Annotated in this window: 7 protein-coding genes; 5 read left to right on the forward strand and 2 right to left on the reverse strand. The window is 68.7% G+C overall.

Annotated features, from left to right (window positions below; genetic code table 11):
• The first annotated feature begins 43 nt into the window (after positions 1-43).
• The 3 genes from KDH83_RS26855 (at position 44) to KDH83_RS26865 (ending at position 8,007) form a co-directional block, all read left to right on the forward strand.
• Positions 44-5,740 carry an autotransporter domain-containing protein gene (locus tag KDH83_RS26855; protein ID WP_212321299.1) on the forward strand — a complete coding sequence of 1,899 codons (5,697 nt, stop codon included), beginning with the start codon at positions 44-46 and terminating at the stop codon, positions 5,738-5,740.
• Positions 5,741-5,765: 25 nt separating this feature from the next.
• Positions 5,766-6,653, forward strand: a complete 888-nt coding sequence (locus KDH83_RS26860; protein WP_212321301.1) for a LysR family transcriptional regulator — start codon at positions 5,766-5,768, stop codon at positions 6,651-6,653.
• A gap of 148 nt (positions 6,654-6,801) precedes the next feature.
• Positions 6,802-8,007 (forward strand): MFS transporter, encoded by a 1,206-nt coding sequence (locus KDH83_RS26865; RefSeq protein ID WP_212321303.1) that lies wholly within the window; start codon positions 6,802-6,804, stop codon positions 8,005-8,007.
• Here the strand turns inward: KDH83_RS26865 and KDH83_RS26870 are convergent, their stop codons facing one another.
• Together KDH83_RS26870 and KDH83_RS26875 are read right to left on the reverse strand one after the other, a co-directional pair.
• Positions 8,008-8,484 (reverse strand): Dabb family protein, encoded by a 477-nt coding sequence (locus KDH83_RS26870; RefSeq protein ID WP_212321305.1) that lies wholly within the window; start codon positions 8,482-8,484, stop codon positions 8,008-8,010.
• A 56-nt stretch (positions 8,485-8,540) separates the two neighbouring features.
• Positions 8,541-9,008 (reverse strand): helix-turn-helix domain-containing protein, encoded by a 468-nt coding sequence (locus tag KDH83_RS26875; RefSeq protein ID WP_249205381.1) that lies wholly within the window; start codon positions 9,006-9,008, stop codon positions 8,541-8,543.
• Between KDH83_RS26875 and KDH83_RS26880 the strand changes: the two genes are divergently transcribed.
• Entirely contained in the window at positions 9,007-9,192 is a 186-nt protein-coding gene (locus KDH83_RS26880; RefSeq protein ID WP_212321311.1) for a hypothetical protein, read from the forward strand. The genes KDH83_RS26875 and KDH83_RS26880 overlap by 2 nt on opposite strands.
• A partial coding sequence (locus KDH83_RS26885) for an SDR family oxidoreductase (RefSeq protein ID WP_212321309.1) occupies positions 9,189-10,133 on the forward strand: 945 nt, incomplete at its 3' end. The genes KDH83_RS26880 and KDH83_RS26885, both read left to right, overlap by 4 nt.

Here is a 10,133-nt window from a genome sequence, read left to right on the forward strand (position 1 = left end):
CTCCTGCGGTGGCGCGGGCGGGGGAGCCGGCATCACGGGTGGCATGGGCGGCCCTGGCGGCGGGCTCATCAGCCCCGTCGCCCCGGGCGGTGCAGGCGGTTTCAGCCCGGGGATGAATGGCGCCGACGGCGCCACCGGTACTTCCGTCCTTGACCCCGACGGTCTCCATCGCAACGGCGTCGGCGGCGGTGGCGGTGGCGGCGGCGGCGCCGCCGGCTACGTCGGCAATCTCCTGCCAGGCCGGGGGATCAAAGGCGGCAATGGCGGCAACGGCGGCAAGGCCGGAGACTACGCCGATGGCGCCACTCCCCTTCGATCCGCCAACACGGGCCTGGGCGGCAACGGCGGCGCGGGAGCAAGTGGCGCGATCCTGCAAGGGACGGGTACGTACCTCGGCACGGTCCTGTACTCGATCTCGGGAGGCGACGGCGGCAATGGCGGCAAGTCCCGACTCGACGGCGACACCCTGGGCCACGGCAGCAATGGTGGCAGCGGCGGCGCGGCGATGCTGGTCGACAACGCCAGGTTCGCCATCGGATCCACCGCGATCGCCGGCGGCAACGGCGGCTCAGGTGACCAGAGCGGCGCAGGCGGCGCGGGCATCGCAGGCACCCAGCTGACCATTGAAAATGCGGGCAGGATACGCGGCGGCAACGGCGGCCAGAGCACCGCGGGTTCGTCCAGCGTGCAGAGCGGCGCGGGCGGCGCAGGCATCGTCGGCATCGACCTTGTCATCCAGAATTTCGGCCAGATTACCGGCGGCGACGCGGGCACCAGTTCACGGGAACGAGGCAACGGCGGCGCGGGCATCAACGGCTCGAGGCTGACAATCGTCAATACCGGCACGATCGGCGGCGGCGAATCCAATAGCGACACCAAGGCCGGAGCCGGCATATCAGGCGCAAACATCAATATCGTCAATAGCGGAACGATCAGCGGTGGCATGAACAGCGCCAACGCCGTCCTGCGTGGCAACGCAATCAACTTCACGGCAGGCGTCAACAGCCTGGAACTGCGCCAAGGCGCCCAGCTCATCGGCAAGGCGGTTGGTGCGGCCGGCAGCACGAACACCCTGATCCTGGGCCATTCCCCGACCGCCTCGACCACCACGCCGGAGACCTTCGATACCGCGCTGATCGGCAGTGGCGCCACGTACCAGAATTTCACATCCTTCCGCAAGACCGGGGCGAGCACGTGGGCGCTGCTTGGCACGACCAGCGCCGTCACACCGTGGTCGATCGAAGGGGGCGTACTGTCGATCTCGTCGGACGCAGCGCTGGGCGCATCCTCCAGCGCCCTGACGCTCGCCGGCGGCACGCTGCAGGTCCTGGACACCCTCACCACCAACCGTGCCGTTGGGCTCACCGGCGACGCAACGATCTCGGTCGCAGCGGACAAGACCCTGAGGCTGAACGGCATCGTCGACAACACGGGCTCGCTGACCAAGACAGGCGCCGGCACGCTGAGCATGAGCAACGCCAATCTCTATGCCGGCGGCACCACGATCAAGGACGGCAGACTCATCGTCGCGGATCGCAACGCGCTGGGCAGCGGCTCGCTCACTGCGCGCAATGGCAGCGTGGTTCAGCTCACGTCGTCTGCCGCATTCAACAACGACGGCGCGGCGCCAAACCTGTTCCGCCACTATGCATTTCACGACGCCAGCGTGGTTGATGCCTCGGCCCCCAGCGCCGTGCTCGGCGGAGAACAGTCCTTCTACGGCAACAGCAAGCTGAACGCAGCAGCCACCGACGCCATCGCGGGAGGAATGCAGACTTTCATGGCAACCAGCACGCTGAATGCCTCGACCGCCAGGGCCGTGAGCAACGGCTCGCAGCTATTCAGCGGCGCCAGCGTGCTCAATGCATCGGCCACCGCTGCGATTGCGGGAGGCAAGCAGAGTTTCTATGGCACCAGCACGCTCAATGTCTCGGCCGCCAGCGCTATCAGCGGCGGCGCGCAGTGGTTTTACGACAACAGCACCCTCAATGCCACGACAGCCGGTGCGGTCGGCGCCGGCGTGACGCTGACACTCAATGGCGCCAGCACACTCAATGCCAATGCCACCAACGCGCTCAGCGGCGGCTCTTATACCCTGTACAACAACAGCACCCTCAACGTCGGAGCCGTTGGCGCCCTGAGCCGCGACATCAGGATCGGATTCAGCAACTTGTTCGGTGGCACCGGCGGCACGCTGCGATTGAACGGTCATGACACTTTCCTAACCGGATTCAACAGCGGCGGGTTCGAAGGTTCCGGCATCATCACCAACGATGCCACGACAAATGCCGTGTTGACCGTCGGCAACCCGGGAGCCGACTACTCGGTCTTTTCCGGCATCATCCAGGACGGCGTCAACGGCGGCAAGCTGGGTCTGACCAAGACCGGCGATGGCGTACTGATACTCAGCGGCGCCAACCGCTACACGGGCGACACCGTCGTGTCAGGCGGCAAGCTGATGTTCGGCCTGGCGGGCCAGGCGAACCGTCTTGGCGGCCGCATCCTCGTAGACAGTGGCGAACTTGCAATCAACTCGCCGGGAACGCTCACGACCAGCCGGGACGCGCGCTTCGCCGACGGCACCACGCTGTCGCTCGAAGCGGCCGCGAGCGGTCCGTCGTTCACCATGGCGGGCCTGACGCTGGGCAACGGCGTATCGTTCAATCTCTCGGGCCTGAGCGACCAAAGCGGCCGCGACCAGGTGGTGATCCGCAGCGATTCCGTCATTGCCGGCGATTTCGCCACAGTCACGGTCGGCGGTTTCCACGAGCAGGTCGACTACCTGAGCTTCAACACACGCAAATCAGCCGACGGCAAGGCGTACCTGGCCAACTACGACCTGAGCTGGACGACTGGCAACTCCCTGGCCAAGGGCAACTTCACGATACAGGACGCGAGCGACAGGTTCACCCTGAACGTGGCGCTCGGCGACCAGGCCGCCAACGCCGCGACCCACTGGAACGGCAAGACCCTGACCAAGCTGGGCGCCGGCACGCTGGTCCTGTCCGCCGACAACCACTACACCGGCGGCACCGAGATCGTCGACGGCACGCTGCAACTTGGCGATGGCGGCATGACCGGCTCGATTCAGGGCGACGTGACCAACAACGGCACGCTTGCGATAAACCGCGCCGACACGCTGACCTATGCGGGCCTGATCTCCGGATACGGCGCGCTGCGGCATGTCGGCACGGGCACCACCGTCCTGACCGCCGATCACCGCTACACCGGCCTGACGACGATCGCGGCTGGCACACTGCAGCTGGGCAACGGCGGCACGAGCGGTTCGATCCGCGGCGACGTGCTCAACGACGGCGTACTGGCGTTCAACCGCAGCGACTCGCTGATCTATACGGGCCGCATCACGGGCAGTGGCGTCGTCCGGCAGATCGGCCCCGGCACCACCACGCTTGCCGCCGACCAGGACTATACGGGCGGCACGGCCATCCTGGCAGGCACCCTGCAGATCGGCGACGGCCATTCCACCGGGTCGATCAAGGGCGACGTATTGAACAACGGCACACTGGCGTTCAATCGCTACGGCACGCTGAACTACGTCGGCACGATCGCTGGCAGCGGCGCGGTCCGGCAGATCGGCGGTGGCACCACCATCCTGACCGGCGACCACCGCTACACCGGAGGAACGGTCATCGAAGCTGGCATCCTGCAGCTGGGCAACGGCGGCTCGACAGGTTCGATCCAGGGCGACATCGTCAACAACGGCGTGCTGGTCCTGAACCGCGCCGGCAGGCTGGACCTGGCGGGCGCGATCTCCGGCGGCGGCTCGCTGGAGTTGATCGGTCCGGGCCTGACCGTCCTCGCCGGCAGCAACAGCTACACGGGCGACACCCGTCTGTCGGCGGGCACCCTGCAGGTATCGCGTGAAGCCAACCTGGGCGCTGCTTCCAGCAAGCTCTACATGAATGGCGGCACGCTGGCGACGGCGGCCGACCTGACCCTGAACCGCGCCGTGGCGATGAACCAGGGCGGCGGCAGCTTCGACATCACCGCCGGCACCACGCTGACGCTGGCGGGCAAGCTGCAGGGCAGCGGACCGCTCATCACCACCGGCGGCGGCCGGCTGCTCCTGACCGGCGACGCCAGGGACTATGTCGGCACGACGACCGTCGACAAGGGACTGCTCTCCGTCAACGGCAGGCTGGGCGGCTACGTCAATGTCGTCGCCGGCGGCACGCTGGGCGGCAACGGCACGATTGGATTCGGCGCGGGGCCGGCGGTCACGGTGGCCTCGGGCGGCACGCTCGCGCCAGGCAACTCCATCGGAACGCTCAACATCGACGGCGATCTGACGATGGCCGCCGGCGCGCGCTACGCCGTCGAGGTCGATCCCGCCAGCCAGCGCTCAGACCTGATCCGCGTGAGCGGCAAGGCCATGCTCAACGGCGGCTCGGTGGCCCATGTGGGCTCCGCCGGCGCATACGACCTGAAGTCGACCTACACGATACTGTCGGCCGGCACGCTCAGCGGCAGATTCGATACGGTGTCCTCCGACTTCGTCTTCCTGACGCCTACGCTGGGCTATGACGCCAGCAACGTCTATCTCACGCTCGAGCGCAACAAACTGGCTTTCGCCAGCGTGGCGCAGACCCGCAACCAGCGCGCGGCAGCACAGGCCATCGACAGCATCGGCATCGCCGCCGGCCATGCCGTCTACAGCGCCATCGCGCAGCTGCCTGACGATCAGGCGCGGATACGCGACGCCTTCGACCTGTTGTCAGGCGAGATTCATGCCTCGGCCAAGACGGCGCTGATCGAGGACAGCCGGTTCATCCGCGATGCCGCTGTCTCGCGCCTGCGGTCCGCGTTCAACGTCTCCGACGCCGCGCCAGGTGCCCTGCTCGCTTCCTCCAGCACGCCACAGGCGGCAACCGGAGCCGCGGCGGGTCCCGCCGTCTGGAGCCAGGCCCTGGGCGCCTGGGGCCGGACCGACGGCAATGGCAACGCCGCCAGCCTGGATCGCAATGCCAGCGGCTTTCTGATGGGCGCCGACGCGCCCATCTTCGGCGGCGCCTGGCGCCTGGGGATAATGGCCGGCTACACACATAGCAGCTTCAAGGCCCGCGCCCTCGCCTCCTCCGGCTCGAGCGACAGCTACAGTCTGGGCTTATACGGCGGCACCGAGCGGTCGCTGGGCAAGGGACGCCTGGGCCTGCGCGCGGGGCTGAGCCACGGCTGGAACAATATCGATACCAAGCGCTCTGTCGGCTTCGCAACGTATTCGGATCAGCTCAAGGCCAGCTACCAATCGCGCACCCTGCAGGCATTCGGCGACGTGGGTTATCGCCTCGACGCCGGCCGAGCCTCGTTCGAACCTTTCGTCAACCTGGCCCATGTGCGGCTGGATACTGACGGCTACGCGGAACAGGGCCAGGCGGCGGCGCTCAGCGCTCGAGGACAGGCCATGGACACGACCTTCTCGACGCTGGGCCTGCGCGCGGCCACGGACTTCGTACTGGGCCGCGTGCCGGTGGCCGCCAAGGTCACGCTGGGCTGGCGCCACGCCTACGGCGACACCACGCCGCTGGCCCGGCATACCCTGTCCGCGGGCGACGCCTATACCGTGGCGGGCGTGCCCATCGCCCGGAACACCGCGCTGGTCGAGGCCGGCATGGACCTGACGCTGTCGCGACAAGCCTCGTTGGGCCTGGCCTACAATGGCCAACTGGCGTCCGGTACCCGCCAGCACGGCGTCAAGGCCAGCCTGGCGATCCGGTTCTAGGCAGGCAATTCCACAATCGACCGCGATGAACCAGCTCCTCGCAATGCGCGCCTTCCTGCGCGTGGTGGAAACCGGCACCTTCGGCCATGCCGCGGACCAGCTTGGCGTGCCGCGCTCGACGGTCAGCAAGCTGATCGCCGACCTGGAAGCGCATCTGGGCGTGCAGCTGATGCACCGGACCACGCGACGGCTTTCCGTCACGGCGGAAGGCCAGGAGTATTACCAATCCGCCGCGCGCCTGGTGGCCGAGCTGGACGCGGCCGACGGCGCGGTGCGAGGCCGCAAGCTCAAGCCGCGCGGCCATCTGCGCATCGATGTGCCGACCTCCTTCGCCAATTGCCTGCTGATACCGGCGCTGCCGGACTTCCATCAGCAGTACCCCGACGTGACCCTGGCCATCGGCATCGACGACCGGCCCGTCAACATCGTGGGTGAAGGCGTGGACTGCGCCATCCGCGCGGGCGAGCTGCGCGACCTGGGCCTGGTGGCGCGGCGCATCGCCGAGTTCGGCTATGTGACCTGCGCCTCGCCCGCCTACCTGAACCGCAAGGGCATCCCCGGATCGCCCGCCGATCTGGCGCAAGGACATGCGCTGATCGGCCATTTCTCGGCGGCCACCGGCAAGCTGCAGCCGCTGCTGTTCGAACGCGACGGCGAACGCCATGAAGCCGGCGACTGCGCGTTCTCCGTCAACAACGGCGATGGGCTGACGCGCCTGCTGTTGGCGGGCCTGGGCATCGGGCAGCACCTGCGCCCCTTCGTGCAGCGCAGCCTGGACGCGGGCGAACTGGTGGAGATCCTGCCCGACTGGACGCGTCCCGCCGCCGCGTTCCATGCGGTCTATCCGCCCAACCGGCATCCCAGCGCGCGGCTGCGCGTCTTCCTCGACTGGCTCGCCAGCCGGTTCGGCTGAGAGGCGCGCTCGCTGCACGCTCCGCCTCCCGCGCGCACTATCCATGGACGTGGATGATCCTTCCACGGGCGGCGCTTTTTCCGCATGGGCATGGCCGATAGAGTGGGCGAACGGTGCCTGTGCGCCGCCCACCCGATACGGAATCTCCATGAACGACAACGCCCAGCCCGCCGCCCGCGCCAGGAAACCCTGGCCGGCGGTGTTTTCCATCGCCGTCAGCAGCTTCAGCCTGGTCAGCGCGGAGTTCCTGCCCGTGGGCCTGCTCAACGCGATGGCCGCCGACCTGGACATCTCCGTCGGCACGGCGGGCCTGCTGGTGGCGGCGTCCGGCCTGCTGGCGGCGATATCGGCGCCCGCCCTGACCATCCTGGCGGGGCAGCGCGACCGCCGGCAGGTGCTGCTGGCGCTCAGCCTGCTGCTGACCCTGTCGAACCTGCTGTCCATGACGGCCACGGGCCTGCCGGCCATGCTGGCCGCGCGCGTGCTGCTTGGCATCGCGGTGGGCGGCTTCTGGAGCCTGGGCGCCAGCACGGCCAACCGGCTGGCGCCGGCCGGATCGGAAGCCCGCGCCACGTCGGTGGTCTACGCCGGCATCTCGGTCGGCATCGTGCTCGGCGTGCCGCTGGGCACGCTGATCGGCCAGGAACTGGGCTGGCGCAATGCGTTCGCGGCCGCCAGCGTCGTCTCTGCGCTGGCCTATGCGGTCCAGTATGTCAGCCTGCCCACCGTGACGCAGGCGACGCGCATCAACGCCCGCCAGCTGCTCCGCCTGGTGGCGCGGCCGGCGATCATGCAGGCGCTGCTCATCACCGTGCTGGCAAAGGGCACGCAGTTCGCGACCTACACCTATGTCGAACCCTACCTGGCCGACGTGACGGCGGCGGGCGGCTATTTCATTACCCTGGCCCTGCTGGTGTATGGCGGCGCCGGCGTCATCGGCAGCCTGCTGGGCGGCATGGGCGCCGACCGTTCGCTGCGCGGCACGCTGGCCGTGGTGCTGGCGGCGGCCGCCTCGGCGCTGGCGCTGCTCTGCGCGGCGGGCTCGTCCTCCGCCGTGGCGCTGTTCTGCCTGCTGGTCTGGGGCGCGGCGTTCGGCGCCCTGCCGCTATGCCTGCAGCTGTGGATCATGCGGCTGGCCGGCGACGAGCTGGAAGGCGGCGCGGCCCTGTTCGTGACCTGCGTGCAGGGTTCGATCGCGATCGGCTCCGCCCTGGGCGGCCAGCTGGTCAACCGCTATGGCGCGGCCGCGGACATGGGCGTCGGCGCGCTGCTGTTCCTGGCCTCGCTGGCATTCGCCTGGCGCGCCATGGCCGCGCCCGCCCTGCGCGGCCGCGCCCCGGCCGGGGCGGACTGATCAAGCCAGTTCGGCGCTGTAGTAGTCGAACACCACCACGCCGCCCGGCGCCAGTTTCGCGCCGATCATGGCCTTGAAGGCATGGTGCGCGAGGTCGTGGCAGGCCGGGTCGTTCACCAGCGGTTCGCCCACGTAGTAGTTGCGGTCGCCCTCGGACGCGAAGGTCATGATGAAGGCGTGCTCGAAACCACCGGTCGCGTCCTCGCCGCTCTGCTGCGTGCCGTGCTCGATGCTGCGGATGTAGGGGACGCCCTGCCGTTGGCAGTCGTCCTTCAGGCTCAGGAACGCCTGCACCGCGCCGGCTCGTTCGGCGGCCGGCACGGCGGCCGCGAAGCGCAGCAGCACGATGTGGGTCACGCGGCCGACACGGTAGTCGCTGGCGGTGAAGGCCGGCTCGCCGATCAGGCGGCATAGCCGCCGCAGCCGTTCGGCGGCGGGTTGCTCATGGGCGTCGGTGGGTTCTTCTTCGATGCTCAATGCACTGCTCCTGCCTGGAATGGGAGTGGGAAGCCGAGTCTCGCCGGAAGCGCCGTCTATTCCATCCGCCTGGCCAGGCGCCAGCGCATCAGGTCATCCGCGCCGGGCCCGGCTTCAACCCTCAGATCCTGGTGCGGCACCGGCGCGCCATTGCGCTCGTCCACCAATCCGAGCCGCACGCGTCCGCCGGTTTGCGCGCTGACGAAGCACAGCGGCGGTTCGTCGGATTCCTGCGCCCGCCATTTGTCGCCGACCTGGGCCAGCGCCTGCAGCACCAGCGCCACGTCCAGGCCCTTGGCCGTGGGCAGGTATTCGTAGCGCTCCGGCGCGCTCTGGTACAGCGAGCGCTCGATCAGGCCATTCTGCTCCAGTTGCTTCAAACGGTCGGCCAGCGTCGCGTTGGTGATGCCGGTGGACCGGCGCAGATCGTCGTAGCGCCGCAGGCCCAGCACCAGATCCCGCAGGACCAGCATGGCCCAGCGGTCGCCCACGGCGTCCAGCACCGTGGCGATGGAGCAGGCCATGCCTTCAAAACTCTTGGCGCGCATCGTTTTCCCTTCATGTCGTATGGCAATCGCCGCCAGTATCGCAATCGCGCTGGAATCGCTCAAGTGCCTGGCGGCAGGTCGCCGCTTTACAACTTCAATAATTGAAGTCAATAATTATACAGACAATCCCGCCACCACGATTCAAAGGAGATCCCCATGAACATCGAAGCAGGCACCGCGCTAGTGACCGGCGCCTCGTCCGGCATCGGCGCCGCCTACGCCCGCCAACTGGCGGCGCGCGGCCATGACCTGATCCTGAGCGCGCGCCGCCAGGACAGGCTCGACGCGCTGGCGCAGCAGCTGCGCGCGGCCCATGGATGCAAGGTCGAGGTCTGGCCCGCCGATCTCGCCAACCCGCACGATCTGCTGCGGCTGGAAGAGGCGCTGTCAACCTGGGAAGACATCGCCATGCTGGTGAACTGCGCCGGCCTGGGCGCGCTGGGACCGGGCGCGACAGCCGACGCGGATGCCGTCGACCGGATGGTCAAGGTGAACGTGCTGGCGCTGACCCGGCTGTCCCTGGCCGCCGCCCGTGCCTTTGCTCGGCGCCAGCGCGGCGTCATCGTCAATATCGGTTCGATCCTGGCCCTGATGCCGGTGCCCGGCGCGTCCGGCTACAGCGCCTCCAAGGCCTATGTGCTGAATTTCAGCCGCGCGCTGCAGGCCGAGCTGGAGCCGGCCGGCGTCACCGTGCAGGCGGTGATGCCCAGCATGGTCCGCTCCGAGTTCTTCGGCGGCAAGCCCGCGCCCTTTCCCGAACACCTGTTCATGGAGGCCGACACGCTGGTCGCCACGGCGCTGCGCGCGCTCGACCAGGGCGAGCGGGTCTGCTTTCCCACCCTGTCCGATCCGGCCGGCTGGAGCGGCCTGGAAGCGGCGCGCGGCGCGCTGGTCAAGGCGCTGACACATAGCGGCGAGCCCGCCGCGCGCTACGGCGTGGCCCCGGCCCGACGCCCCCATCCCCCACCCCCACGAGCCTCCCCATGCCGCTCTGGAAGCCCCACCACCCCCGCAACGCCTTCTCCGTCCCCGACACTCAGGCCCTCGCCGCGCCCCACCACACCCTCTACCCCCCCCTGCACCACCTCTCTGGCGGCCACT

The organism is Achromobacter sp. Marseille-Q0513 (genome assembly GCF_018195695.1).
GTDB lineage: Bacteria > Pseudomonadota > Gammaproteobacteria > Burkholderiales > Burkholderiaceae_B > Achromobacter.

Excerpts from the sequence above, each read along its gene's own strand:
- KDH83_RS26880 (WP_212321311.1), top strand. The coding sequence starts at position 9,007 with ATGCCTTCAAAACTCTTGGCGCGCATCGTTTTCCCTTCATGTCGTATG.
- KDH83_RS26875 (WP_249205381.1), bottom strand. The coding sequence starts at position 9,008 with ATGGCCTGCTCCATCGCCACGGTGCTGGACGCCGTGGGCGACCGCTGG.
- KDH83_RS26855 (WP_212321299.1), top strand. The coding sequence starts at position 44 with ATGGGCGGCCCTGGCGGCGGGCTCATCAGCCCCGTCGCCCCGGGCGGT.
- KDH83_RS26865 (WP_212321303.1), top strand. The coding sequence starts at position 6,802 with ATGAACGACAACGCCCAGCCCGCCGCCCGCGCCAGGAAACCCTGGCCG.
- KDH83_RS26860 (WP_212321301.1), top strand. The coding sequence starts at position 5,766 with ATGAACCAGCTCCTCGCAATGCGCGCCTTCCTGCGCGTGGTGGAAACC.